The following is a 24,439-nucleotide window of genomic DNA, read 5'->3' on the forward strand; positions in this document are numbered from 1 at the left end:
TGAATAAAATTATCCTAAATCTCAGGATTCCTCGTCTAATGATTATTGCTGTTAAATAAATCTAATTCTTGATGGTTTAATTCTTTATTAATTCTATCAGAAGCTATTTTAAAATAGTCAGGATTTAATTCATAACCGATATAATGACGCTTCATTTTTAAAGCCGCGATTAAAGTGGTGCCACTTCCACAAAAAGGGTCTAAAACAATTTGCCCTTGCGTGGTGGTCATTTCTATTAATAACTGCATTAATTTTAAAGGTTTTTGGGTTGGATGCAATCCAATATCATGACTATCTGCGGGAACAGATAGGATATTATCTGGGCTGGCAATAAAGTGCAATAATCCTTTTTCATTAAAAGCTCCCACCTGATTTTCTACTAAATTACTGGCGACTGTACTCCCTATTTTGTAGGGTTTTGTAAACCATAAAATGGGTTCAAATCGGGGTCGTAAATTTCCGATTCGCCAGCCTTCCCATTTTTTAGCGGATAATTTGTCGCCACGCCGTTCAAATACAATGCTGACTCTTTGCGCTCGATGGGGTGCTTTTATTTTATCCCATGCAATCATATCTTTATAAGTAAAACCCACATCTTCCATCGCACAAATACAGCGATGAACCAAGCGTCGTCCTGCAAAAATAAAGACAGATGCGCCGGGTTTAAGGGTTCTGTACCACTCTGTTGCCCAACGCATACACCATTCATAATAGCGAATTGGAATTAATCTATCTGCTTCAGACCATCCGTTAAGTGGTTTTCCTCTTTTCTTAAAAACCGCTCCTGCTTTTTCTTGAGCAGGACTGCTGCCTAAATAAGCCGTGTTTTTATTGTCGTGCAACACGTCCCATTCATCAATACCAATACCATAAGGTATATCGCTTAATATTAAATGAATAGAGTCAGAATTAATCTCTTTCATTAATTCTATGGAGTCACCGCAAATTATTTTATTAAGAGGGGGAGTCATTCTTGCTTATTTAGCCTCATCTGAATCAGAGTTTTAAAATTTTCAGAATTAATATTAACTAAGAATAAACACCACATCCCATATTGGCCATAATGCAACCAAAACGACACGATTAAGTAGCAAAACTGTAAAAAATATCACCCTGATCAGCAACAAATAATCAATAAATTACGAACAAAAAAGAGGCATTTGGGGAGTTCTTTTCTTGACAGTCCCTGTTATTGAGCCTACCATAAGAATATCAATGGTCTCTACCAAAGCTTCTGCTTGTAAGTGTAGGGACTTTTTTATGTAAAAATTAAAGTTTTTCTGTATCTCTTTGATTTGAGAAAAGCTTTGTTTTTTATGGTTAATTTTATTTTACAGAGAATAATATGCAAGTCATTTCTGTGATTAATTATAAAGGCGGCGTTGGTAAAACAACAATTACGGCTAATTTAGCCGCAGAATTAGCGCGGCGGGGTCGAAAAGTTTTGTTAATTGATGTTGATCCCCAAACGAGTTTAACCTTGTCGTTTGTCTCGCCCGAAGATTGGCAAAAAAAATATTCCGATACCAAAACCATTAGACGATGGTTTAAATCTTTTGAAGACAATCAATTGCCGATTCCTTTAAAAGAACTTATTTTTTCTCCTGATATGGTCAATCAAAAATTGCAGGAATTGGGTGCAAAAGGGAAGGTCGATATGATTGCTTCTCATTTGGAGTTAATTAATATTGATTTAGAATTGGCCATGGAATTAAGTGGTTCTTCTTTGCGGCAGGCCACCAAGAATTTTTTAAAGGTTCATGGTCGATTGGCACAGGGATTAAAACAGCTTAATTCAACGGATTATGATGTGGTATTAATTGATTGTCCACCCAATTTTAATGTGGTGACTAAGACAGCCATTGTAGCCAGCGATCATTTGTTAATTCCAACTAAAGCAGATTATCTTTCCACACTCGGTATTAATTATCTCATTAATAGCTTAAATAAATTGGTGGAAGATTATAATGAATACGTAAAGTATGATCCAGATAATGTAACAAGACAAATTACGCCAATTATATTGGGTGTTGTTTTTAATATAGTACAATTTTATGGTGGTGAGCCCATAGCGGTTTCACGTGATTATATTAACAGGGTAAAAAGTCTTAAAATTCCTGATTATATTAACAGGGTAAAAAGTCTTAAAATTCCTGTTTTTGATCATTATTTACGGGAAAATAAAACGCTTTATGTAGCGGCAGCTGAGTTTGGTATTCCTGCAATTCTTAATCTAAATCTAAGAGAAAATTTTGGGCTTATTGATTTTGTGAATGAATTTGAACAGAAATTAGGGTGGAATATTGAATAAATATAGTGATTAAGGAATAATTATGTTTTATAGATTATTTATAACTATTGAGATAAATTAAAGGCTAACCACATGACCTCACCATTATCAGAATTTGCCATTTATGGTTTGTATGGAGATAGGGATATTGTTATTGAATTTCCTTATCCAATAAAAATTTTAGTTTCTGAAAATGGCATGGGGAAAACCACAGTACTGAATATTTTATATTCCATATTAAGCGGGAGATTTTATCGCTTAGAAAATATGTTATTTGAACGCATTATTGTTAAATTTGCCACAGGTTCATTTTGCATTTGTAAAGATGAGATAAACCAATTTTTACAAGATGAACAAGCTGAAGATCAGCCATATAAAGAAATCCAAGAAAAAATTGGTAAAGAAGAACTAAGAAAATTGGTTAGTTTGGCCAGAGAACATTCTGCTGAATCACTGGCAAAACTTAAAGAAGTGCGTCATATTAGTAATGCTTTAAAAATTCCTTCTCCATTATTAGCAGAAAAATTAAAAGTTCTTGATAAGGAAGAAAAAGGGAATTACTCACAAAAAATACAAGAATTGAGAAAATATTTTGATTTGGAAACGCTTTATTTAACCACTTATCGACGCATAGAAGAAGATTTGCAACAGTTGGGTTATCTTCCAGCGGATTTACAACTGCCCAGTCATTTGCTGCAATCTGGTGGAATGGACGACGTTTTGGAAAAATTGGAAAAAATAGAAGGCATTGCCATTGAACATCAATTGACTCCTGAACAATTATTACAGCGATTTGCTGATATTTGTAATAATTATTTAATTGATAAAAAATTTATTTGTACTGATCAATCACTAGAAATTCATACCAAAAAAGGGCGTTTAATTCCTTTTCATTATCTTTCCTCAGGCGAGAAACAAATTATTTCTATTTTCTCGCATTTATATCTTTCTTCTCCAAAAAAATGTGCAGTTTTAATTGATGAACCTGAATTGTCCATGTCTATTGAATGGCAACGTACCTTGTTGCTTGATATATTAAAGGCCCCTAGATGTGAATTTCTTGTGGCCACAACGCATTCTCCTTTTATTTTTGATGACGAATTGATGATCAATACGGTAGGTTTGAAAGAGTATATTCGGGAGTATGATTGATGTTACCGAGCGAAATGCAATCTTGTGGAAATGAAGCAAGTTCCGCATTTTTAAAATTCACAAGAATACATGCTAAAAAACCGCAATCTTTGATTTGTTTTTTTGAAGGAAAACAAGACAGTGGCTATTATTTTGGACGAATAAAAGAAAATTTGCCAAATATCGACTGGGAGGAAATCGTTTCTGATAATAAACAAAATGTGATTAGACTTTTTAATAGACTTAAAGATCATGAAATGTATCGAGCAGCTAAAAAAGCATTTTTTGTTGACAGAGATTTTGATGAACCTTTAGCAGAAGAATTAAGAAAAGAAATCTATGAAACACCTTGTTATTCAATAGAAAATTTCTATACGACAGAATCTTGTTTTAAACACATTCTTAAATATGAATTTAAAATCAGTGAATTTAGCAATGTCAAAATCGAGCAGATTTTTAAACAATGTCTTGATTGCTTTAATGCTATTCAATCTCAATTTCATAAAGAAATAACAGAGTTTAATGCTTGGCATTCAGTATCAACAAAAAATAATCTTAAAAACTCTTTAAAAGATAAAAAAATTGATGATTTAATCAATGTTACACTAAATCTGCTTGAACCTGAATTAAATCAGGTTAGAAAAAAGTATAATTTGCCCGAAGAAGCGCGTAGCTTTAGTGTAGATATTGGGATTAAATCTCAAAGTTTTCAAGATAAACCTTGTCAGTTTAGAGGAAAACAAGAATTGCAGTTTTTTATCAAATTCTTAAATAAACTGGTAGAGGAACTTAATAAGTCTGAAATAAAAGATAAAACAGGGAATAAAATTAATTTCCAAGTTCCAGCAGAAAGCAATGCGTTGTCTGTATTAAGCCAATACGCCGATACGCCAGCGTGTTTACGAAATTATTTGTCCACATTTATATAGCAAATTGAGTCACTGAAAATAATTTCATTCCCACCCGAATCAGAATCTCCAAAAATTAATATTAACCAAGAAATAAATCTTGCCAATTGTTTAATTCTGTCAATTCTGATTCAGAATATTTTTTTCTAATCCCCCGCCCGCTCAATCTGCAAACGTACAGGCTGACTTAATCCATAAATATCAGGCTCATACATTTCTTCGGCTTTGGTGGGCATGGCGACAAAAGTTCCCGGGGCAATCGCTTGGGCGACGTAGGAAATGTGGTAATGTCCGGCCGCTAAAAACTCAGAATAGAAAATGGCCGCATGATGACGCAATTCCTGATGGTAGAAATTCCAGAAACCATCCCGCTGCCAATCTTGTCGTGTATGCCAATAAGAGGATGAGTCGTAAACGCTGGCAGGGCGATTCTCAGCTTGGGCGGCATCGACTTGGGAAGCCGTGGCCAAATCTCGATTGACTGGCTCTAAACCACCCGGCACCGGATCATCCACCACCACGAAATAACGCGCTGTCGGTAAAGACAAATACAAATCAACCCGCACCCGATCTCCCGTTTGCAAGGCCAACGGATCGGCTAATAATTGCCATTTGCCCTCACGCTCAACGTGATACTCACGGCGAATTTCCATGCCGGCATTCACCGCTTGAGCCGTGTCCACAGTTTGGGCGTAGCTTAAACGCACATTGTAGTATAAACGGCCGTCGCCTTCTCGTTGAATCGCCAATTGCGCCGCACGCCCTGCATCTTCGGCCAGAGGATAAACGAATTGTTGCGCGGCATCATTTAATTGCTTAAATTCCACCTGCGTTTGTCCCGTTGTCGTTGGCAAGGCGTGATCGTCCAAACGCACCGTGACCGTCATCGCGGGTTCAGCCGCTTCGTACACGCGACTGTAGTCGATTAAGGCATTCATACAAAACAGATTTTCTTGCGTATTTGACCAATAACCGCCGCTTTGACGCGCTGCACTAATGGTACGCACCAGTTTAAAGGGTAAATCACTCACCAAGCCATCTTGTGCCTGTTCATCATAAGCAATTAAAGCCGATAACATCGCACATTGTGTACGCAAAGGAGAAGATAAAATGTGTTTATAATCAGAAGGTAACGATTCGTTAAACGCCACTTTTCCAGCCGATTGCGTCATATATCCCAACAAATCTTTAATCCATTCTTCGCGTAAACTTTCCGTATTAGGCAGGAGCGTGGCGGTGTGTAACATGATCGCCTTGCCGAATAAATCCATACTCGCCACATGCGGTTCATAACGTTTTAAATCGGCACGGGTTATTTTTTGCCGCATCGCCAAAGCCAGTAACGCCACCGCTCGCACCGAGGCCGACATGCCCTTAGTATAAAAATCAGGTAAGACATCACGGCGCAAAAGCTGGCTTAAATAATCGTGTAAACGATTTTCTACAGGCGCGGGAATTTGATGCCCTTGTTTTTTCAACCATTGAAACGCCAGCGCAGTATACGCGCTCAAATAAGGACTTACCCGCTCATTGGTCGCAACGTAATAAGCCATACCGCCATTGGGAGCTTGGAAATTCACCGCATCTTTTAACAAAGTCACCGGCAAAATCGCGCTGTCACTCCACACCAATTCCGTTCCCAAATACGGCATTAACGATTCATAATTGGCGGCCATCACGCCCTTACTCAAACGCTGTTCCCAACATTGATAAGGGTAATCGCGCATATAACGGAATGTGCCAGAAATTCCACCGATCACCGTTGGCATCACCGCGACACTGAGTTGTCCCATATTCGCTTGGGCGTTTTTGGGAATCGCAATGGATTCAATGACTTGATTCTCTGTCGTGGTGGCATATTGCGCAGAAGTTTGTAGAACTCGCTGCGGCCGCACCGGCAGAATATGCGTTAATTCATCGCGTAAACTTTCACTGTGCGCACTGGCGATTAGACGAATGTCGCCGCTAGACTGCGTTTGTACGGGCAGCCAAACAGTATAACGTTGATACGGTTTAGCCTGTATTATTTCTTTAATTTCAGTCTGTTGACCGTCGCCATGTTTGACAGAATCGCCCGCAGCCGCCAGTTGTACCGTGATCGCTTGCACTTGTTCAGTGCGATTCATCACGCTGACTCCCGCACGAAATTCATCGCCTTGCGTCACTTGATTAGGCATGACGGGACGTAATTCGATGGGCAAATTGACCTTAAAAGAACTGTCACTTAATCCCATGCGATCCGTAGGAGTCATGGCAATGGCGAGAACACGCCACCCGGTCAAATTATCCGGTACGGGAAATGATACCGTGGCTTTACCGTGTTCATCGGTGCGTAAACTGGCATTCCAGTAACTGACAAATTTAAATAACGTCCGCATTTCTGGCGTTAAACCGCCGTCACCGCCGGCACTTGCGCCTTTTTTCTCGAATTTTTGCCGTCCCACCAAACGCAATAACAGGCTGTAATTGCTCATTTCTAAATCATCTACGTTGTAAAAACCTTCGTAGGGATCGAAATAGCTACGCCCTTGTTTTAACAAATCAAATACCGCTTCATCTAAAACCACCAGCGTTAATTCCACGGGTTCATTTAAGGCTAAATCGGTTTTTGGTTTTACGGCTAAATCCAATGTCACCGTCTCTTTGGGACGGTAAACGGCTTTGTCGCTGCGAATATCGACGGTTAATTGTTTATACGGTTCAGTCACTTGGGTGCGCACATAACCCATACGAAATGCAGGTTTACCCAAATCAATGCCATCCGCACTCAACGGCTGATCTTGACGCGGCGACATGACGGTGACGGATACAAAAAAGCCCGGCTCATAATCGGCCAACACTGGAATATCAATCAATTCAATGCTGTGTTCGAGGGGCTGTAACCATTGATTTAATACGCCAAAACGTTCTACCGTAATCAAGGCTTGCGCACCGGGATAAGGATTTTTGACCAGATAACGCGCCGTTTCCCCGACTTTATAACTGTCTTGTTCGGGAACAATTTCTAGGCCGTTGCCTTCATTGCTCTCCCATACCACCGCATCACTGCCTGCAACCCATTGATAAGATTCAGTTTGATGGCTGCGTTGTTGACTGTCTTGAATGGTTGCGGTTAAACGATACGTGCCGGCTTGGGGTGGATTGTAAACACAAGATAACGGTGCGGCTGTCGATTGTAATTCGCAATTGCTCACGGCGACCCATTCATGTTGAAACTGAGTTAAATACGCATTGCCTGCGCCTTTGACGCGAGCGGCTTTGGTTTCGCGGCGTTCTACCTGTATTTTGATAGTCGTTCCTGTGACGGGTTCTCCTGTAGAATCAACCACTAAAGCGAGAATTTCTGCGGGTTTTCGTGCTTCAACCACCCATTGGGTTTGTTTCAAACCGACAAAGCGATCCCGTCCGACATAAGGCACACTGGCGGTGTGGGCGATGTATTTACCGCGTTCATCTTGTACTGCACTTTCGACGCGCAGCGTGCCGTACAACACAGCGGATTCTCCCAACGTCCATTTATTGTGTAACAAACCATGATCATCTAATTTATTTTCGGTTTGAAACACCGTATCATCGTAAACATTTTCCACATAGGTATCAAAATCAAAGCCTTTCGCTTGTGGGTGTTTAGAATAAAACGATTCTTGCGACAAGGTGGCTGTGAGGCGCGTTTTGGCCGCGGTGTAAGGGCCGCCTGCGTGTAGTTCGGCTTTGGTTTCTACTTGTAGCTCATGTCCTTGTTGTGCGACGGGAGCATTGATTTGGGTGCGGACACGGAAAGGCGAGGGCGTAAAATCACTCACCAAGACTTGCATGGGTGTCCATTCCTGATCAGAAAAACTGCCTTTTAAATTAAACTGATACCAGCCGACAGGTGCAGTTTTGGGAATGTCCACTTCCCCATCAAAGCCGCCGAATTCGGATAAGGTTAAGCCTTTTTTCTCAAATGTCGTATTTCCCATAGGATCGACGACGGTCAATGTGTACTCGCCTTTAGGCGCGCTGATCAAACGCTGATTGTCGTGATTACGTACAAAAATTTTATATTGTATGCGGTCTCCGACTTTATAAATGCCTTGTGCTGTCGTACCCCACGCGCTGATGTGTCCAAATTTTTTCCGTGAATACGGATACAGTTCGTAAGAAACGCCTAAATCGTACATTTGCACAGAAAAACTGTAATCCAATGGCAGTAAAGCCACCGCTTGATCCTGTGTCACGCGAATAAAAAACTGTTGTTCTTCATCACCATAGCTGTTAGACACGACTAAATCGGGATCAAATTCTACTGTTCCCGGTAAGTGTGCCAGACCGTTGGCATCGGTTTGGGCGGTGTGTAAAACAGGAGCGGCTTGAGAAACTAAACGGCTATAATCTTGTTTAAATAATTCTACTTTGGCATTGGCAACGGGCTGTCCCGTCGCTAAATCCATGACCCAAATAAGGCTGTTATAATGCCCTATTTTTGCTTGCACATATAACGGTGTAATTTGGCTAAAAAACCAGCGTGATTTAGGGTAATCTGCGTCGAGTGCGGGCGTGGTATTAAACTCGCCAACAATAAGACCACTTTTATCCGTATCGCCGAGTAATTGCCGAATATTTAACGGGGTTTTTATCGAGAAATTTTTCACTTTAGGCACGGCTAAAGAATGGCTTAATAATGGACTCCAGCCTTTTTGTGCTAAAAAGCGATTAAATTTTATTTCGACTTTATCCAAATTGGTCATGTAAATAGGAACTTCGCTGTCTATTCCTGTTTCTAACACCGAAAAATGATGTTCAAAAGTATAAGCAGGCGCACGATTATCCGTTGCAAATGCCATTCTAATAGGACTCACTAATGGCCGACCAAATTCATCTCGAAAATTTAAATTACTGGCTTGCAATTGATAATTTTGATAAGCCTTTAATAATTCAGGCAACCAAACATCATAAGTATCGTCTTTTTCATGTTGAGCGGTTAAGCGAGAATAATCTTCTACTCCTTCCCACGGTTTATAATCGGTGCGGCCGCCGGCCAAATCGGGCATTAATACCAGATTATCGCGCACGGTAGAAGGCAACACGGGACTGCTAAAGCGTAACGCTACCGTTTGCATGGGATCGCAGCGATTTGTTCCCAATTTATCTTCTGGCGTTAATAACAACGTTTCTCCCGCTAAACTTTCACAACGCACGCCTAAGAAACGAAATTGAGGAAACGTATGGAAACTTAGCACCGTTCTTTTTTCAATTCCGCGTTCTGGTCCCTGTGAAGAAATAAGGCCGGGTTCTATCTGTAGCGTTACTGCACTGTCTAAAGGCATTAATTGCGCAGGAGTAATGATCCACATTTGTCTGGCGGTATTGTTTTCTGGAATAAGGGCCTTATTATTAGAATGGGCTTGATCCGCTTCATCTGTTTTAGGCAGCGTGGCAATGACAGGGACACGTTGTCCGTTACTTTTCTGAAAATAAAGGTGTTTATTCACAGAATCTACAGTCACCATTTGATTAAAATAAACTTTTAATTCAGGCATACTCGGCGCACGCCAACTGTTGAATTCTGTTTGTTGAATTTGTGGGCGTTGGGTAAAGAATTCATGTTTCACTGCTTTGGCTAAAGTTTTTCCTGATTCGGTTTTAATACCGGGATTGACTAAAATGCGGTAGCGTGTGGCTAATGCCATGGCATTTTGATTGGTTAAGCGGCAGGCTAATGCGGAGGTATTTAACCATCGCCATTCACAATTTAATGCTGGGCTAATGGTGATGGGAATTTGTTCTGCGGGGCGTTCCATCGCACCGAGTGGAACAACCGCTTGATTGAATTGAAAGACAATTTCTTGGGTTTGGGCAACATCGCGCCCCGATGGCGTAATGCGAAGTAATTCCAATGGCTTATCGGCGGCTAAGGGTTTGCTTTCAAAGGCGATGCTGTTGACGTGCAACAACAAGCCTGTCAGCATACACCAAGCCAGTAAAAATACACGTGTCATAAGAAAATCCTCAGATTTTGAGAAAAGCGTTTTTAAAAAGAACAGGAATGTCGCTGTGACTATTGGGATGAAAGGGTCAATTTACATCCTATTGAGAACAAATTATGGTGAATTCGTTGGACTCCCAATGGAACGCACACGGATGAATGATGTGTTTCTGTTAAATTATTTTAATAATAGACAATCGATGTTAAGTTTTATTATTATCTATAGCAAAATGAAATGATTCTGCTATAGATAAACAAAGAGAAAAACAATATTTATTCTTTGGCTCTGGATAGATATTCGCCAGTGCGGGTATCGATTTTCAATAGATCGCCCACATCGACAAACAAAGGAACTCGCACCACCGCACCAGTTTCTAAAGTCGCGGGTTTGCTGCCGCCGCCACTTGTATCACCGCGCACACCGGGTTCGGTTTCCGTCACCGCAAGCACCACGAAATTGGGCGCGGAAACAGCAATTGGCGCGCCATTCCATAAGGTAATGGTACATTGTTCTTGTCCTTTGAGCCATTTCGCGCTGTCACCCACGGTGGCCGCGGATGCCGCGTGTTGTTCAAAAGTATCATTCACCATGAAATGGAAAAATTCGCCATCATTGTACAAATATTCCATATTGGTTTCCATAATGTCGGCAGCTTCGACGGTGTCACCCGATTTAAAAGTGCGCTCTATCACCCGTCCTGTTAAGAGATTGCGTAATTTAACCCGATTAAAGGCTTGTCCTTTGCCGGGTTTGACAAATTCATTCTCAATAATGGTGCAAGGTTCGTTGTCGAGTAGCAATTTTAAGCCCGATTTAAATTCGCTGGTGCTGTAACTTGCCATAGAAATATCCTTTTTTTGTGGGTGAGGAAGGTTTAAAAAAACTGCCCATGATAACCGAATTGGTGAAGTTAAACCAGTGAAATGATGGCTTGACAGTAAAAAATATTTTTAAAATGAGGATGTTGGAATAATAGATATGGATGAGGGTCACATTGTGCTGCCCTGCCATTTAAAATATTTCTGCGCCACATTGAAAAAATCACTTCTTATGCGCATATTATCTGTTTTGCTTTAAAATTTAATTAAACTCATTAAGGGATTGCTTATGAAAAAACAGATTAACCTTTACACGGCATTATTAGCGACTGTGATTGGTTTTGGTGGTTTATCCAGCCATAACACGAGCGTGGCTGAGGAAAACCCTTGGCAGGGCATGTACGAGACTGTCACCACGCCACAAACGCCTGATGACAATACCTATGTCGAAGTGACAGAAATCTTTTTATATACTTGTCCTCATTGCTATAATTTTGAGAAACATTCACAAACTTGGTTGGCTCAGGAGAAACCTGATTACGTTAAATATGTCAGAATGCCTGCGGTATTTAATCCGCGTAATATACTATTGGCAAAAGCCTATTATACGGCGGAATCTTTAGGTGTTTTAGACACCATGCACTTGGCTTTATTTAAGGCGATTCATGAGCAAGGAAAACGCTTAGAGAAAGAAGAAGAGATTAAGGCGATTTTTGTACAAGAAGCGGGGGTTAGTGAGGCGGATTTTGATAAGGCATTTGCCTCGTTTTCGGTGGATAATAAAGTGCGCCGTGCCAACAGTTTAACGGTGGCTTATGGCATCATGTCCGTACCCAGTGCGGTGGTGGCGGGTAAATATCGTCTTGCGCCAGATAAAACACAAGGCTTTGATAATAAACTAAAAATTATCAATTATCTTGCCGCACAAGAATATGCCGCTCGTTCTCCGGCGGTGGAAACGCCCGCCAACGCTGAAGCTGCCCCGGCTGAACACACGGCCAAACCTGTAGAAACGCAGCAATAAGATAAATATATTTGGGGATAATGACTCAATTAATTATCCCCAATTTTTCCCTGTTTTTAAGGATAAAATAATGCAAATTGGTGATTCATTACCGCAATTATCGTTGCCAGCCACCAGCGGGCGAACGATTGATTTATCGCAATTAAAAGGACAAGTAATTGTTCTTTATTTCTATCCCCGTGATGACACACCGGGTTGCACCCAAGAAGGACAAGAATTCCGCGATTTATATCCCGATTTTTTACAACACCAGATTCGCTTATTTGGTGTGTCTCGTGATACTGTGAAAAAACATGAGCAGTTTAGAGTTAAATACGATTTTCCTTTTGATTTAATTTCTGATGAACAAGAATTATTATGTCAACATTTTAAGGTGATAAAGCCTAAAAATATGTTTGGTAAAATGGTCACTGGAATTGAACGCAGCACTTTTTTATTTGATCGGGAAGGGATTTTGCGTCAAGAATGGCGTAAAGTGAAAGTGCCTGAGCATGCTAAAATCGTGTTAGAAGCGGCGAAAAATATAGCGGCTTCTTGAGTAAATTTAGGCTAATTTTAGATTTAAAAAACGAGAAAAACCACCATGTCACAAAAACGCCTTTTTATTTTGGATACCAACGTGTTAATGCACGATCCCGCCGCATTATTTCGGTTTCATGAACACAACGTGTATTTGCCGATGGTGGTTTTAGAGGAATTGGACGCGGCCAAAAAAGGCATGTCCGAAGTGGCGCGTAATGTGCGACAAGTTAGTCGTTTTTTAGATCAACTGATTAGCCAACATAATTATATTGAAGGCGGCATTCCTCTCCCTTATAGCCAATTGGAACAAAAACAATGCGGCTATTTATTTTTTCAAACCCAATCTTTTCCCCATTCTAATTTACCCGAATCATTACCCGGTAATAAACCCGATAACAGTTTTTTAAGCACTGCGATTGCCTTACAACGTGCCGATAAAGAGCGCAAAGTCACCATTGTTTCTAAAGACATTAATCTGCGCATTAAAGCCCATGCTTTGGGCATTCATGCCGAAGATTATACCAATGATAAAGTGCTAGATGATGCTGATTTATTATATACGGGCAAACAATCTTTACCCGATAATTTCTGGGATACGCACAGCAAAGAATTAAGTGTGTGGAAAGAAGAAGGGCGCACTTTTTATAAAGTCACAGGAGAATTGGTAAAAAATTGGTATCCGAATGAATATATTTTTACCGAAAATGATCCGCCTTTTGAAGCGATAGTCAGAGAGTGTGAAAATGACAGCGCGATCATTGAATCTACCCGCGATTTTCGTCAAACTAAACATCATATTTGGGGCATTAATGCCAGAAATCCTGAACAGAATTTTGCCTTAAATTTACTCATGGATCCAGAGATTGATTTTGTCACTTTATTAGGCGCGGCAGGGACGGGGAAAACCTTATTGGCTTTAGCCGCAGGATTGGCGCAAACTTTAGACCAAGCGCGTTATCGAGAAATTATTGTGACTCGTGTCACCATTCCTGTGGGCGAGGATATTGGCTTTTTACCCGGCACAGAAGAAGAAAAAATGACTCCGTGGATGGGCGCATTTGTGGATAATTTAGAAGTGCTAACACCCAATAATAACGCCGGCGAATGGGCGCGAGCCGCGACTACTGATTTATTGCATCATCGCATTAAAATTCGTTCGTTAAATTTCATGCGCGGCCGCACTTTTTTAAATCGCTATATTATTTTAGACGAAGCGCAAAATTTAACCTCTAAACAAATGAAAACCTTAATTACCCGTGCGGGTCCCGGTTCTAAATTGGTGTGTTTGGGAAATTTATCGCAGATCGACACGCCTTACTTAACCGAAACCACGTCAGGCTTAACCTACGTGGTGGATCGTTTCAAATCGTGGGCGCACGGTGGGCATATTACCCTGCAACGCGGCGAGCGGTCTCGCTTGGCTGATTTTGCGTCGCAGGTGTTGTAGTCGATTAACTTTTTTCTCTGGGCTGAAATTGGGCGAATTCTCGCGCCATTGCTTCATAAAAACGTCGTGCTGATTCTGTGCTTGCCGCAGGAACGACCACGCGTAACTGCACATAATGATGGCCAGCGGGATCACCGGGTAAACCGCGCCCTTTTAAGCGCAATTGATCGCCAGACTGCGCCCCGGCCGCGATTTTCAAGCCCACTGTCCCGCCCAAAGTCGGCACATTGACCGTCGCACCCAGCGCGGCTTCCCACGGCGTAAGTGGCAAATCCGAATACACATCACGCCCTTCTAAGCGATAATGTGCATGAGACGCGATGTTTACTTGCAAATACAAATCGCTTTTTACCCCATTGCGTCCTACTGCGCCTTGTTTGGCCAGACGAATACGTTGTCCTTGCGTCACACCGGCAGGAATTTTCACATTTAAACGTCGATTTTCCCCATTTGGCAGCGCAAATTGTAAAGATTGCGTCGTGCCGTGATACGCCTCTTCCAACGATACCGTAATGTGACCGCTGACTTCGGGTTCAGCCTGCATATCTTCATAAAAATCAGAAGGATGAGCGCGATGTCGTGCGGTATTATTGAAAAAATCACCGAATAAATCACTAAAATCAAAGCCCGCACCAAAACCCGCAGCTCCCCGTCTAAATCCCGGCTGCGCCCCACCAAAATCCCAGCCCGGCGGTGGATTAAATTCTTCCCCTGCGCGCCAATGACTGCCCAATTGGTCATATTTGGCGCGTTTTTCAGGGTCTTTTAACACCTCATAGGCTTCATTGAGTTCTTTAAAATGGTGTTCGGCATTGGCTTCTGTGCTGACATCGGGATGATACTTACGTGCCAAACGACGATAGGCTTTTCTAATATCGTCGGCACTGGCTTCTCTGGGCAATCCCATTATTTTATAATAGTCTTTATATTTCATAGTTCAATCAAATCAGAATCCAAAATAAAAAACCATTCATATCAATAAACATTAAGCGTTATTTAACCGATTAAATCCGCTTTACTTTACGTGGAATAGTAATGGTCAATACGCCCTGACTGATTTTAGCCGTAATGTGCTGAATATCGGCTAATTCGCTGGGGACATTAAATTGGCGTAAAAACGATCCTTGGGGTCGTTCATGGTGTTGCCATTGACTGCGGCCGTGCTTAGTATTACTAATATCGCGTGTTCCCGTCACGCTCAACACACCTTGCGCCATCGTGATAGCCAGCGCGTCGGGCGCAACGCCCGGAACATCAAGCGTAATTAAAAAGTGATTATCCCGTTGCTGCACATCGGCTAAGGGTTTCCATGTGCTTTGTGGGCTTTGCCACGTGCTTTCATGGGGTTTTGTTTTAGGCTTAACCGGACGATTTTCTAAGGTTTGTTGCCACTTGTCTAATAAGTGCCACACGGGGTCTGTATTAGGATTATAATTATGCGTTTTCATATTATTAACCTTTACCCTGATTATCAAAGTGAATTATCCCAACTGCTTTATAATATAAGTATAGTTTTGCTTATTTCAATCTGCTTAACATTACTGCGTGGCGGTTAATTTTTTCCAGCGTAAACTTTCCAAGCGCAAACCCGAATCCGAATCGGTAATGATAAACGGTTCTAAAACAAATTGAATTTTTTGCGTTTGCCGTTCTGGTGGTTCTAAAACGTCTTCCGGTTCGCCGCTGACCCGTAAGCGAAAAGCGTTAGGATATTCGGGATATTCGGGTTTTTCTAAAACTTGTCCTGCATTGATCGCGGCGCGTAAAAATAAACTTTCTTGCAAATGTTCTGCGGCTGAAAAGGCCAAGCGTTTGCTGCCCGCCAATAAACTAAAAATAGTCCCTAATGCCATTCCAACAATCACTAAAGCAATTAAAATTTCCAGTAAAGTAAATCCTGTGATTGTTTTTTTATTAAATATTTGGGGCGCGTTCATAATCTACCATTGTTTTGCCATTAAAAGGATCAATTTTAATTTTCACTTGCACATCAAATTGCGTTAATAATAATGTGCCACCGCTGCTGCCGCCGGCGGGAAAAAAACTAACTTTTAAAGTGCCAGTGGCTTCACTTTTCTCAGCCCATTTTATTTCTGCGCCACGGCTTTCCCACACACCGGGTAATTGCCGTAATTTTGGTTCATCAGATGGCACTGCTGATTGTAATAAAATTGTTTTTGTTTTTCCCTCCACAATTGCCGAACGCCGCGCATGATTTAAAGTGGCTAATAATTCCCTGACTTGGGCTTCTAATTTTACCGTTTCGCCACTGTTTAATCTAGGAATAACCAAAGCTGCTCCCACAGCAATAATGGCCATCACAATAATTAATTCAATTAAAGTAAAAGCGCGTTGTGGCAGTAAATTTTTAATATAACCCATATTAGACACCTAATTGTCCTGATAATAATTGGGGATAACGTTGTAATAATTGTTTAGCCATCCGTTCTATTTGTTCTAACTCACGTGGACGGGGTAAAGTGATTGCTTCAACATGAATAATCTGTGCAGGAGCAGCAGATAGAAAAACAACACTATCAGCCAATAATAATGCTTCAAGAAAATGATGCGTGACAAATAAAATAGTGGCTTGATGTTGTTGCCATAATTGCAATAATTGCGTGTGTAATTGCTGCACTGTGGGCGCATCAACAGAAATAAAAGGCTCATCCATTAATAACAATTCAGGCTGCACCACAAATGCCCGCGCTAAAGCCACACGCCGCTGCATTCCCCCCGAAAGTTGTTGTGGATAGGCGTTGGCCTGTGCCGTTAATCCCACACGCTCTAACACCTGCATGGCACGCGAGCGGGCATGAGTTTCTTTTTTTAACACCAATAATAAATTTTCTAATACCGTTAACCACGGCATTAATCGCGTTTCTTGAAACATCATGGCTAAACGCAATTGCGCTTGCGATCCTTGATGTAAATTTTGTTGGCCAATCATCACCGTTCCGCTGAATTGTCGATCCAATCCAGCCACAATATTTAATAAGGTACTTTTACCCGCTCCCGAAGGGCCAATAAACGCAATAAATTCTCCCGCATGAATGGTTAATTGCAATTGGCTTAACACAGGAATGAATGTAGGAGAAAAAGCCTTATGTGCAATATGAAGATGTAAGGGATCATGTAAGGTCATGGCACAATTCGCCAACGGTGCAAATAGCGTTCTAAAGGACGCATGAATAAAGCTTCAATTAAAAACACAACAATCACAAAAGCAAAGGTATAAGCTAAAATACTGGTAATGTCAAAAAATTGGAAAAAAACGCCTAATTGAAACCCCATTCCACTGCTACGCCCTAACAATTCTACCACTAAAACAATTTTCCAAATTAATGATAATCCACTGCGAGCAGCCGCCATTAAATAAGGCGATAATTGCGGTAAATAAACCCAGCTTAATTTCCAAAACAATGATACTTTAAACACATCAGCCACTTGCATTAAACGGCGATCAATGGCTCTCGCGCCTTCCCGCACGGTGACCACCACTGTGGGGACTTTATTAATGACCACCGCAGCGACGGCTGCTATATCCGTTAATCCTAACCAAATATAGCATAAAATCACCACCACCAACGCAGGAATATTTAAAGCCAATACCAATAATCCATCTAAAAACGCATCGATTTGTGGGAAATGTCCCATTAACACTCCAATTAACGTTCCTAATAACATCGCAATGGTGAAAATTATCGCCACTCGCATTAAGGTCACGCTTAAATGATACAGCAATTCGCCCGTGGTCACATGCCAAACAAATTTCTGCCACACCATCACAGGCGTGGGCAACAAAGGGTCTTGTAAGCTGTATGCGATGCCCTGCCATAACAGGAGAAATAGTAGAATAGATAAACCCCGTAATAACGCCATCATTACTCAATTAAATCCAATGAAGGAATGGTAAATTCTGGCCAAAATGTTCCCGCACTTAATGTGGCTTGTTCTCCCACTAAATCAGAGCCACCATATTGCGCTAAAATCGCAAATAATTGTTGTGCTGCCGCTTGTTCTTTTTCCCCAAATTGCTGCACAATACCCGCACGATATTGATCGCGCCATAATAATAAAGTATTTGGATTTTCTGTTTTCATTATTTCTCGAATAGCTAACCACGCTTGATCCGATTGTTTTAAATAATGTTTGGCTTGATAAGAAGCTTGTAAAAAATCTAATAATAATCCGCGATGTTCAGTTGCCCATTGTTCATGAAAAACCCAGCCTAATAATGGCACTGGAGTGGTAATGCCTAATTCGGGTAATAATTCATTTGTGGATAATAATGGAGAATAACCCGCAGCTTGCAATTCAGCATTATAATGCCAAAAATTAATCACCGCATCTAATTCGCCGCGACGCATTAATTCATTCAGTAATGGCGGCGCACCATAAACAGGAGTCACGAGTTGAATTAAATCTTGTCCTAAAACCTTATGACTATACGCCCGAAACAATAACCAACTTTTATCTACTGCTCCGCCAGCAATGCCTAATTTTTTCCCTTTTAATTCGCTTAATTGCGTGATATGTGCATCGGGTTTGACCATTAATCCACCCACCGAAAGCGAATAAGGCACAAAACTAAAAAGACGTTGTTCAGCACGCTGGCGAGAAACCCAAATCCAATCATTCACAATCACGTCCACTTCGCCCCCTTGTAAGGCCACATTAATGGCGTGATTAGAAGCCAATGGCGTTATTTTTAAATCAATTCCGCGGCGTTGAGCAAAACCTTGTTGTTGTATCGTGGCCAATTCCCAATTCACCGTGCCAAATTGCAACACGCCCACGCGAATGGTTCTATTGTCTTGAGCCATAACTAATACACTGAATAAAGTCAGCAATAACATGCTAAAAAAACGGGAATAAAACATCCATCCTCTCCCTTAAACTACAATTGAATGGTAAGAAATTTTTAACACGAGTTATTTTGTCTTTTGACAAATTGGCTTAAAATAAAGCCCATAGTACCGTCTTAGGAGAAAATCTAATGTCCGCCTCCCCCCCATTGCAATTTAGTGAACAACCCGGTTGTTGGGAACGACATCTGCAACGACAATATCAAAATCCCTTGTTTGGTCATAAAAATATCACCCAAACCGACATCGCCCAAGCACAAAAACGCGATCAACAAGAACGATTAAATTTTCAACAAGGTTTCTATACCTTATTAACCGATGCTGCCAGTTTGGCCGCAGAAGTAGACGTGGAAGCCATGTTTAAATTACAAGACCGAATTGATGCTTTATATGAACAATGTGCAGGATTAGGCGGTCATTTTAATGGCGAATTGCAAGGATTGCGTAATTTAAACGATATTATTATGCAATCCATTAAAGCCAGTCATTCACAGTCTTCTCCAGAAAATCTTGCGCCTTTATTAGAAAAAGACAGCGCACGCCGTTTGCATTTTGCTTTATTAAGTTATCCGGTGATTGCGCATTTATTACATCCACAATCGCCCATTCAATCTTCTGATATTGTACCGACGTTACTGAGCGAATCCATTGATGCGGTAAAAGCGGCGATTTGTTTGTTTAATCAAACCCAACGACAAATTTTATGTGATGAAGCGCGACGGTTATTATTCAGCATTGATGCAGAAGAAACCAATCCACAACTCACGCCCGCGTGGAACTGTTTGCGAATCATGGAAAATGAATCGACCACGCATTAAGAATCACTCATGCTTTTTTGGCAAAATGATGGTGTTGCAAATGCCCAGAGAAAAGCCGACCTAAATCGATAATAGGAATAGGATTGTCGTTTAAATTAAAACACGAAATGGCCACCGGCCGCCAAAAATCCAATTGTGCCGGTAAAGGACAAAATTGGCTGTCATCAACAAATAAATTCACCGGTAATGTCGTTAAACGTAATCCACCATAATGCGCCGGATCGTCAGGGTCTAATTGATACAAAATAAGACCAACAATGTGTGCCGATAAATGCACCGTCATCTCATCGCGTTGCCCACGAATAAGCGCGTACACGTCAAGCACCGGTAAAATCATTTCCTGAAACACAAAAACTTCGCTGGCGTACGGGGGCGTACAGGGGATTTCGTGCAACGTCACCGACAGCAGCACTTGCGACATCTCATGCGCGCCCACCGCTGCCCGCAATCCCCTACCAAAATCCAGTAACCAGGCTCGACTTGTCGTTGTTTCGTCCATAATGGCCTCGTTTTTCAAACTCACTCAAACCGTCACACAAGAAGCCGCCGCCAAGAAACGCGCTGCACGGGCTTGCTCTTCGGGACGCAAGGTCAACACTTCCACACCCATTTCTGTCACCAACACCGTGTGTTCCCATTGTGCCGACAAACTGTGATCTTTGGTGACCACTGTCCAACCATCGCTTAACTGTTTGACGTGCCGTTTACCCGCATTTAACATCGGCTCAATGGTAAACGTCATGCCCGGGAGCAATTGTAACCCCGTGCGAACTTGTCCGTAATGCAACACCTGTGGCTCCTCGTGAAATAAACGACCAATCCCATGTCCACAATACTCGCGTACCACCGAAAAACGATGGGATTCTGCAAATTGTTGGATGGCATGACCCACATCGCCCAAAAACGCCCCCGGCCGCACTTGCGCAATCCCCAACCACATCGCCTCATAGGTGATTTCCACCAGACGCTTCGCCCGCGGATGCGCCTCACCCACAATAAACATTTGACTGGTATCGCCATGAAAACCATCTTTAATCACGGTAATATCAACATTAACAATGTCACCATTTTTCAAAACACGGTCATTGGGAATACCATGACACACTTGATGGTTGACAGAAGTACAAATTGAACGCGGAAAACCTTTGTAATTTAACGGCGCAGGAATCGCCTGTTGTTCGCCTACAATGTAATCGTGACAGCGTTGGTCTAACTCCAAAGTGTTGACTCCCGCCTGCACATAAGGCGCAATCATTTGCAGCACTTCAGCGGCTAAACGCCCAGCCACCCGCATTTTTACAATTTCATCAGGGGATTTAATCGTCACAGCCATAATCTTTTAAACACATATTGATTGTTGAAAAAAGCCTTCTATGGTATAAAGCACACGCCCAATAGGCAACAGTTCATTTTATTTTACCTTTCTCTCATCACACACATACATCGTCACATGGTTTGGGGTGCTTCGTTATGCGAGGTCAAGTCATGGGATGTATGGAGGATTAACCCTAACGGAGTTGTATTATTATGGCCAGTGTTTCCATGCGTCAAATGTTAGAAGCGGGCGTGCATTTCGGACACCAAACTCGTTTTTGGAATCCGCAAATGGCACCGTATATTTTCGGTGAACGTAACAAGATTCACATTATCAATTTAGAACATTCTCTGCCCATGTACCAAGATGCGCTCAATTTTGTGGGCAAATTGGCTGCACGGCGAGGAACGGTGTTATTTGTCGGCACCAAACGTTCGGCGCAAGAAGCTGTGAAACAAGCCGCGTTACAGTGCAATATGCCTTATGTCAACCGTCGTTGGTTGGGTGGCATGTTGACCAACTTTAAAACGATTCGTGCTTCTGTCAAGCGTTTAAGAGACTTAGAAGCAGAAAACGCCGACGGCACTTGGAATCTGCTCACCAAAAAAGAAGCCCTGTCACGTAGCCGCGAGTTGGAAAAATTAGAACGCAGCTTAGGCGGGATCAAGGATATGGGCGGTTTGCCTGATGCGTTGTTTATCATTGACGTGGGACACGAGAAAATCGCCATTCAGGAAGCGGTTAAATTGGGTATTCCTGTCATTGGGGTGGTCGATACCAATAACAGCCCTAATTTTGTCGATTACGTGATTCCCGGTAACGATGACGCGATTCGTGCGGTCAGTTTGTATGCCAATGGCATCGCTGAATCCATTAACGAAGGCAAACAAGTCAGCCAAATGGTACGCGAAGAAGACGAGTTTGTTGAGGTTCAAGACGGCACAGCCACCGCTGAGGAAACACCCGCAGAACCCGCGGCAGTTGAAAGCGATGAGTCCGCAGTCGCGCCTTAATTGACCCGATTCGCATGACCTTCTGAAAACACATCGTTTCATGTTTTCATGGTTTTCGATGTGTTTTCCCGATTTAGTGAAAGTTAAAGTCGATTTAATCGTATTTTTAAGCCATTTTTAATTTTGAAGCAAGAGGTCAAGACTATGTCTATTACGGCAGCATTGGTGAAAGAGCTGCGTGAGCGCACCGGCGCGGGCATGATGGAATGTAAAAAGGCGTTGGTAGAAAGCAACGGAGACATCGAAGCCGCCATTGAAGCCATGCGCAAATCCGGACAAGCCAAAGCCGCAAAGAAAGCCGGCCGCATCGCCGCAGAAGGTTTGATTGTGGTGCAAGGCGACAGTCAGCGCACTGCGATGGTGGAAGTGAACTGTGAAACCGATTTCGTGTCAAAAGGCGATGATTTTCAAGGCTTTTGTCAATTGGTTGTGGATAAAGTATTGCAAGACAATCCAGCCAGTTTGGACGATTTATTGGCCACTCAAGTCAATGGTAAATCCATCGAAGAAATTCGCAACGACATGATCGCCAAAATTGGTGAAAATATCAGTGTGCGCCGTTTTATCTGTTCTACTGCGGATGCGGGTGGCGTGTTGGGCGTTTACCTGCATGGGACACGCATTGGTGTATTGTTAAAAATGCAAGGCGGCAACGAAGCCTTAGCCAGAGATGTCGCCATGCACGTGGCGGCCAGCCGTCCGTTGTGCGTCAGTGCAGACCAAGTTCCCGCCGAAGTGTTGGACAAAGAACGCGAAATTTTCACCGCCCAGTCGGCCGAAAGCGGAAAACCCGCGGATATTATTAGCAAAATGGTCGAAGGCCGTTTGGAAGTCACTTTATTGGGTCAACCTTTTGTTAAAGACCCCGATCAGTCCGTAGAAAAATTATTAAAAGCGCAAAAGGCGACCGTGTTGCAATTTGAACGCTTTGAAGTGGGCGAAGGTATTGAGAAGAAAACCGAAAACTTTGCCGACGAAGTCATGCAACAGGTTAAGGGACACACCTAATCATGACAGAATTAACCCCTACTTATCGCCGAGTCCTGCTCAAACTCAGCGGTGAAGCCTTAATGGGCAATTTAGGCCACGGCATCGATCCCCAAGTGATGATGCGCGTGGCGAATGAAGTCCGGGAAATTGTTGATTTGGGCGTACAATTGGGTTTAGTGATTGGTGGGGGGAATATTTTTCGCGGAGTCGGATTGACCGCCATTGGCGTAGATCGGGTGTCTGCGGATCAGATGGGGATGTTGGCCACGGTGATGAATGCCTTGGCGATGCAAGATGCTTTGCGTAAGGTGGATGTTCATGCCCGCGTCATGTCGGCGATTCGGATTGACGCGATTTGTGAGGACTACATTCGTCGCCGTGCCATCAGTCACTTGGATAAAGGGCGTGTGGTATTATTTGCCGCAGGGACAGGGAATCCGTTTTTTACTACAGATTCGGCTGCCAGTCTGCGTGCCATTGAAATCAATGCGCAATTGATGATCAAAGCCACCAAAGTCGATGGTGTTTACGCCACAGACCCCGTTGCTAATCCCCAAGCCACTCGATTTACCCGTTTAACTTATAACGAAGTATTAGCCCGTCAATTGGGCGTAATGGATACCACGGCTGTGGTCTTATGTCGGGACAATAAGATGCCATTGCGCGTGCTGGACATGGGCAAACCGGGCGCATTATTACGTGCCATTTGCGGACAAGATGAAGGCACGTTGATTCACAGTGAGGAATAGGCGATTATGAGTGAATTACTTGAGTTGGTTAAGAAAGATGCCGAAGAGCGAATGCACAAAAGTGTCGATGCGTTAAAAGCAGAATTTGTCAAAATTCGCACCGGCCGAGCGCATACCAGTTTATTAGATCATGTTAAAGTCGATTATTACGGCTCTGAAGTGCCGTTGAATCAAGCGGCTAATGTGACAGTATTAGATATTCGCACTTTGGGCGTTTCCCCGTGGGAAAAAAATATGGTGGGTAAAATTGAAAAAGCCATTCGTGATTCCGATTTGGGCTTAAATCCCACTAATTTAGGCGATACCTTGCGTGTGCCATTACCTCCCATGACGGAAGATCGGCGACGGGAACTGGTGCGTGTGGTGAAACATGAGACAGAAACCGCCCGCGTGGCTATTCGTAATATTCGCCGCGATGCCAATCATGAGTTGAAAAATTTGGTCAAAGACAAAGAAATTTCTGAAGATGATGAACGTCGCGCCGAAGAAGTCATTCAGAAATTAACCGATAAATACGTGGCCAAAGTGGACGAAGCCTTGGCAGAGAAAGAAGCCGAGTTAATGGAAGTTTAATTTT

General features: G+C 42.3%; 23 protein-coding genes. 11 read left to right on the forward strand and 12 right to left on the reverse strand.

Annotation, left to right across the window (positions count from 1 at the left end; all coding sequences use genetic code 11):
- Nucleotides 1-35: 35 nt before the first annotated feature.
- On the reverse strand, nucleotides 36-923 hold the full coding sequence (locus TPSD3_RS04145; protein ID WP_217884372.1) for a DNA-methyltransferase: 888 nt from the start codon (nucleotides 921-923) through the stop codon (nucleotides 36-38).
- 422 nt (nucleotides 924-1,345) lie between these two features.
- On the opposite strand from TPSD3_RS04145, the gene TPSD3_RS04150 reads away from it, so the two are divergent.
- From TPSD3_RS04150 to TPSD3_RS04160, 3 genes are all read left to right on the forward strand, one after another.
- Nucleotides 1,346-2,311, forward strand: a complete 966-nt coding sequence (locus TPSD3_RS04150; RefSeq protein WP_086487312.1) for a ParA family protein — start codon at nucleotides 1,346-1,348, stop codon at nucleotides 2,309-2,311.
- A 72-nt stretch (nucleotides 2,312-2,383) separates the two neighbouring features.
- Nucleotides 2,384-3,442 (forward strand): AAA family ATPase, encoded by a 1,059-nt coding sequence (locus tag TPSD3_RS04155; protein WP_086487313.1) that lies wholly within the window; start codon nucleotides 2,384-2,386, stop codon nucleotides 3,440-3,442.
- A complete protein-coding gene (locus TPSD3_RS04160) occupies nucleotides 3,442-4,350 on the forward strand; it encodes a DUF4435 domain-containing protein (protein WP_086487314.1) in 909 nt (302 codons plus the stop codon). The genes TPSD3_RS04155 and TPSD3_RS04160 overlap by 1 nt, the downstream gene beginning before the upstream one ends.
- 125 nt (nucleotides 4,351-4,475) lie before the next feature.
- Here the strand turns inward: TPSD3_RS04160 and TPSD3_RS04165 are convergent, their stop codons facing one another.
- Both TPSD3_RS04165 and efp read right to left on the reverse strand, forming a co-directional pair.
- Nucleotides 4,476-10,310 (reverse strand): alpha-2-macroglobulin family protein, encoded by a 5,835-nt coding sequence (locus tag TPSD3_RS04165; protein WP_086487315.1) that lies wholly within the window; start codon nucleotides 10,308-10,310, stop codon nucleotides 4,476-4,478.
- A 260-nt stretch (nucleotides 10,311-10,570) separates the two neighbouring features.
- Complete coding sequence (efp, locus tag TPSD3_RS04170; protein ID WP_086487316.1) at nucleotides 10,571-11,140, reverse strand: elongation factor P; 570 nt, start codon at nucleotides 11,138-11,140, stop codon at nucleotides 10,571-10,573.
- A gap of 265 nt (nucleotides 11,141-11,405) precedes the next feature.
- Here efp and TPSD3_RS04175 point away from each other — a divergent pair, with 265 nt between their 5' ends.
- The 3 genes from TPSD3_RS04175 (at nucleotide 11,406) to TPSD3_RS04185 (ending at nucleotide 14,109) form a co-directional block, all read left to right on the forward strand.
- On the forward strand, nucleotides 11,406-12,140 hold the full coding sequence (locus TPSD3_RS04175; RefSeq protein WP_086487317.1) for a thiol:disulfide interchange protein DsbA/DsbL: 735 nt from the start codon (nucleotides 11,406-11,408) through the stop codon (nucleotides 12,138-12,140).
- A 70-nt stretch (nucleotides 12,141-12,210) separates the two neighbouring features.
- Nucleotides 12,211-12,678, forward strand: a complete 468-nt coding sequence (locus TPSD3_RS04180; RefSeq protein ID WP_086487318.1) for a peroxiredoxin — start codon at nucleotides 12,211-12,213, stop codon at nucleotides 12,676-12,678.
- Nucleotides 12,679-12,723: 45 nt separating this feature from the next.
- The gene (locus tag TPSD3_RS04185; protein WP_086487319.1) at nucleotides 12,724-14,109 is read left to right on the forward strand and encodes a PhoH family protein; all 1,386 of its coding nucleotides are present in this window, start codon (nucleotides 12,724-12,726) and stop codon (nucleotides 14,107-14,109) included.
- A gap of 4 nt (nucleotides 14,110-14,113) precedes the next feature.
- Here the strand turns inward: TPSD3_RS04185 and TPSD3_RS04190 are convergent, their stop codons facing one another.
- The 7 genes from TPSD3_RS04190 to TPSD3_RS04220 form a co-directional block, all read right to left on the reverse strand.
- Entirely contained in the window at nucleotides 14,114-15,043 is a 930-nt protein-coding gene (locus tag TPSD3_RS04190) for a DnaJ C-terminal domain-containing protein (protein WP_086487320.1), read from the reverse strand.
- A gap of 70 nt (nucleotides 15,044-15,113) precedes the next feature.
- Nucleotides 15,114-15,557 (reverse strand): Hsp20/alpha crystallin family protein, encoded by a 444-nt coding sequence (locus TPSD3_RS04195; RefSeq protein WP_086487321.1) that lies wholly within the window; start codon nucleotides 15,555-15,557, stop codon nucleotides 15,114-15,116.
- A 90-nt stretch (nucleotides 15,558-15,647) separates the two neighbouring features.
- Nucleotides 15,648-16,046 (reverse strand): PilW family protein, encoded by a 399-nt coding sequence (locus tag TPSD3_RS04200; RefSeq protein WP_086487322.1) that lies wholly within the window; start codon nucleotides 16,044-16,046, stop codon nucleotides 15,648-15,650.
- Nucleotides 16,024-16,491, reverse strand: a complete 468-nt coding sequence (locus TPSD3_RS04205) for a prepilin-type N-terminal cleavage/methylation domain-containing protein (RefSeq protein ID WP_086487323.1) — start codon at nucleotides 16,489-16,491, stop codon at nucleotides 16,024-16,026. The genes TPSD3_RS04200 and TPSD3_RS04205 overlap by 23 nt, the downstream gene beginning before the upstream one ends.
- A gap of 1 nt (nucleotide 16,492) precedes the next feature.
- On the reverse strand, nucleotides 16,493-17,254 hold the full coding sequence (locus TPSD3_RS04210; protein ID WP_086487324.1) for an ABC transporter ATP-binding protein: 762 nt from the start codon (nucleotides 17,252-17,254) through the stop codon (nucleotides 16,493-16,495).
- Nucleotides 17,251-17,994 carry an ABC transporter permease gene (locus tag TPSD3_RS04215; protein ID WP_086487325.1) on the reverse strand — a complete coding sequence of 248 codons (744 nt, stop codon included), beginning with the start codon at nucleotides 17,992-17,994 and terminating at the stop codon, nucleotides 17,251-17,253. The genes TPSD3_RS04210 and TPSD3_RS04215 overlap by 4 nt, the downstream gene beginning before the upstream one ends.
- Nucleotides 17,994-18,992 carry an ABC transporter substrate-binding protein gene (locus tag TPSD3_RS04220; RefSeq protein WP_217884373.1) on the reverse strand — a complete coding sequence of 333 codons (999 nt, stop codon included), beginning with the start codon at nucleotides 18,990-18,992 and terminating at the stop codon, nucleotides 17,994-17,996. The genes TPSD3_RS04215 and TPSD3_RS04220 overlap by 1 nt, the downstream gene beginning before the upstream one ends.
- A gap of 116 nt (nucleotides 18,993-19,108) precedes the next feature.
- On the opposite strand from TPSD3_RS04220, the gene TPSD3_RS04225 reads away from it, so the two are divergent.
- Nucleotides 19,109-19,795 carry a hypothetical protein gene (locus TPSD3_RS04225; protein ID WP_086487326.1) on the forward strand — a complete coding sequence of 229 codons (687 nt, stop codon included), beginning with the start codon at nucleotides 19,109-19,111 and terminating at the stop codon, nucleotides 19,793-19,795.
- Between the two features lie 7 nt (nucleotides 19,796-19,802).
- Here TPSD3_RS04225 and TPSD3_RS04230 read toward each other — a convergent pair whose 3' ends face one another.
- Both TPSD3_RS04230 and map read right to left on the reverse strand, forming a co-directional pair.
- Complete coding sequence (locus tag TPSD3_RS04230; RefSeq protein ID WP_086487327.1) at nucleotides 19,803-20,294, reverse strand: hypothetical protein; 492 nt, start codon at nucleotides 20,292-20,294, stop codon at nucleotides 19,803-19,805.
- A 24-nt stretch (nucleotides 20,295-20,318) separates the two neighbouring features.
- Complete coding sequence (gene map, locus TPSD3_RS04235) at nucleotides 20,319-21,128, reverse strand: type I methionyl aminopeptidase (RefSeq protein ID WP_086487328.1); 810 nt, start codon at nucleotides 21,126-21,128, stop codon at nucleotides 20,319-20,321.
- Nucleotides 21,129-21,322: 194 nt separating this feature from the next.
- Between map and rpsB the strand changes: the two genes are divergently transcribed.
- The 4 genes from rpsB to frr all read left to right on the forward strand — a co-directional run bounded on the left by rpsB (nucleotide 21,323) and on the right by frr (nucleotide 24,435).
- Nucleotides 21,323-22,123, forward strand: coding sequence for a 30S ribosomal protein S2 (rpsB, locus tag TPSD3_RS04240; RefSeq protein WP_086487329.1), 801 nt, complete (start codon nucleotides 21,323-21,325; stop codon nucleotides 22,121-22,123).
- A 144-nt stretch (nucleotides 22,124-22,267) separates the two neighbouring features.
- On the forward strand, nucleotides 22,268-23,131 hold the full coding sequence (gene tsf / locus TPSD3_RS04245) for a translation elongation factor Ts (RefSeq protein ID WP_086487330.1): 864 nt from the start codon (nucleotides 22,268-22,270) through the stop codon (nucleotides 23,129-23,131).
- A 2-nt stretch (nucleotides 23,132-23,133) separates the two neighbouring features.
- Complete coding sequence (gene pyrH, locus TPSD3_RS04250) at nucleotides 23,134-23,862, forward strand: UMP kinase (protein ID WP_086487331.1); 729 nt, start codon at nucleotides 23,134-23,136, stop codon at nucleotides 23,860-23,862.
- A gap of 6 nt (nucleotides 23,863-23,868) precedes the next feature.
- Nucleotides 23,869-24,435 (forward strand): ribosome recycling factor, encoded by a 567-nt coding sequence (frr, locus tag TPSD3_RS04255; protein ID WP_086487332.1) that lies wholly within the window; start codon nucleotides 23,869-23,871, stop codon nucleotides 24,433-24,435.
- Nucleotides 24,436-24,439 lie beyond the last annotated feature (4 nt).

Source organism: Thioflexithrix psekupsensis, from assembly GCF_002149925.1.
In the GTDB taxonomy this organism is placed as follows: Bacteria; Pseudomonadota; Gammaproteobacteria; order Beggiatoales; family Beggiatoaceae; genus Thioflexithrix; species Thioflexithrix psekupsensis.

Bases quoted from the DNA above. Each gene is read 5' to 3' on its own strand.
- TPSD3_RS04145 (WP_217884372.1), bottom strand. From the start codon at position 923: ATGAAAGAGATTAATTCTGACTCTATTCATTTAATATTAAGCGATATA.
- TPSD3_RS04150 (WP_086487312.1), top strand. From the start codon at position 1,346: ATGCAAGTCATTTCTGTGATTAATTATAAAGGCGGCGTTGGTAAAACA.
- TPSD3_RS04155 (WP_086487313.1), top strand. From the start codon at position 2,384: ATGACCTCACCATTATCAGAATTTGCCATTTATGGTTTGTATGGAGAT.
- TPSD3_RS04160 (WP_086487314.1), top strand. From the start codon at position 3,442: ATGTTACCGAGCGAAATGCAATCTTGTGGAAATGAAGCAAGTTCCGCA.
- TPSD3_RS04165 (WP_086487315.1), bottom strand. From the start codon at position 10,310: ATGACACGTGTATTTTTACTGGCTTGGTGTATGCTGACAGGCTTGTTG.
- efp (WP_086487316.1), bottom strand. From the start codon at position 11,140: ATGGCAAGTTACAGCACCAGCGAATTTAAATCGGGCTTAAAATTGCTA.
- TPSD3_RS04175 (WP_086487317.1), top strand. From the start codon at position 11,406: ATGAAAAAACAGATTAACCTTTACACGGCATTATTAGCGACTGTGATT.
- TPSD3_RS04180 (WP_086487318.1), top strand. From the start codon at position 12,211: ATGCAAATTGGTGATTCATTACCGCAATTATCGTTGCCAGCCACCAGC.
- TPSD3_RS04185 (WP_086487319.1), top strand. From the start codon at position 12,724: ATGTCACAAAAACGCCTTTTTATTTTGGATACCAACGTGTTAATGCAC.
- TPSD3_RS04190 (WP_086487320.1), bottom strand. From the start codon at position 15,043: ATGAAATATAAAGACTATTATAAAATAATGGGATTGCCCAGAGAAGCC.
- TPSD3_RS04195 (WP_086487321.1), bottom strand. From the start codon at position 15,557: ATGAAAACGCATAATTATAATCCTAATACAGACCCCGTGTGGCACTTA.
- TPSD3_RS04200 (WP_086487322.1), bottom strand. From the start codon at position 16,046: ATGAACGCGCCCCAAATATTTAATAAAAAAACAATCACAGGATTTACT.
- TPSD3_RS04205 (WP_086487323.1), bottom strand. From the start codon at position 16,491: ATGGGTTATATTAAAAATTTACTGCCACAACGCGCTTTTACTTTAATT.
- TPSD3_RS04210 (WP_086487324.1), bottom strand. From the start codon at position 17,254: ATGACCTTACATGATCCCTTACATCTTCATATTGCACATAAGGCTTTT.
- TPSD3_RS04215 (WP_086487325.1), bottom strand. From the start codon at position 17,994: ATGATGGCGTTATTACGGGGTTTATCTATTCTACTATTTCTCCTGTTA.
- TPSD3_RS04220 (WP_217884373.1), bottom strand. From the start codon at position 18,992: ATGTTTTATTCCCGTTTTTTTAGCATGTTATTGCTGACTTTATTCAGT.
- TPSD3_RS04225 (WP_086487326.1), top strand. From the start codon at position 19,109: ATGTCCGCCTCCCCCCCATTGCAATTTAGTGAACAACCCGGTTGTTGG.
- TPSD3_RS04230 (WP_086487327.1), bottom strand. From the start codon at position 20,294: ATGGACGAAACAACGACAAGTCGAGCCTGGTTACTGGATTTTGGTAGG.
- map (WP_086487328.1), bottom strand. From the start codon at position 21,128: ATGGCTGTGACGATTAAATCCCCTGATGAAATTGTAAAAATGCGGGTG.
- rpsB (WP_086487329.1), top strand. From the start codon at position 21,323: ATGGCCAGTGTTTCCATGCGTCAAATGTTAGAAGCGGGCGTGCATTTC.
- tsf (WP_086487330.1), top strand. From the start codon at position 22,268: ATGTCTATTACGGCAGCATTGGTGAAAGAGCTGCGTGAGCGCACCGGC.
- pyrH (WP_086487331.1), top strand. From the start codon at position 23,134: ATGACAGAATTAACCCCTACTTATCGCCGAGTCCTGCTCAAACTCAGC.
- frr (WP_086487332.1), top strand. From the start codon at position 23,869: ATGAGTGAATTACTTGAGTTGGTTAAGAAAGATGCCGAAGAGCGAATG.